This is a genomic window from Alcanivorax sp. HI0044, from assembly GCF_001634945.1.
Window position 1 is genome coordinate 1 of the sequence record NZ_LWEZ01001952.1, and the last position, 641, is coordinate 641.

The window sequence follows — 641 nt, forward strand, 5'->3', positions numbered from 1 at the left end:
CACCACCCACGACACGATTTAACACGCCATGGCCCTGGGTCGTGGCGTTTTGCGTGGTGAAGCTGCCACGCCCACAACACACAAAACAGACAGCGAAAGCACAAACAACGGAGAGGGCACCATGCAGACGGATATGAGCCAAAACCCACAGAACGCCGGCTCCCCTGCCAGCGACAGCAACGACCAGGATCAAAGTATTGCCAGCACCGCCCCCGGCCAGCTGCGCGTGATCAAGCGTAATGGCAAGGTAGTGAGCTACGATGACGACAAGATTACCGTCGCCATCAGCAAGGCATTCCTGGCTGTGGAAGGCGGCACCGCCGCTGCATCGTCCCGCATCCATGAAACCGTGGCGCGCCTCACCGAGCAGGTCAGCGCCACCTTCAAGCGTCGCATGCCTTCCGGTGGCACCATCCACATCGAAGAAATCCAGGACCAGGTCGAACTGGCCCTGATGCGCAACGGCGAACAGAAAGTCGCCCGTGACTATGTACTGTACCGTGAACAGCAGGCCTCCAAACGCGCCGCCGAACACAGCAGCGACCTGCCCGCCCCCACCCACCAGGTGGATATGTCTGTCACCATGGAAGACGGCAGCAAGGCACCGCTGGACATGGCCCGCCTTGAGCACCTGATTCGTG

Annotated in this window: 1 protein-coding gene; it reads left to right on the forward strand. The window is 60.7% G+C overall.

Annotated features, from left to right (window positions below):
• Positions 1–121: 121 nt before the first annotated feature.
• Positions 122–641, forward strand: a 520-nt coding sequence (locus tag A3730_RS29010) for an ATP cone domain-containing protein (RefSeq protein ID WP_255364335.1), incomplete at its 3' end; no start/stop codon positions are given.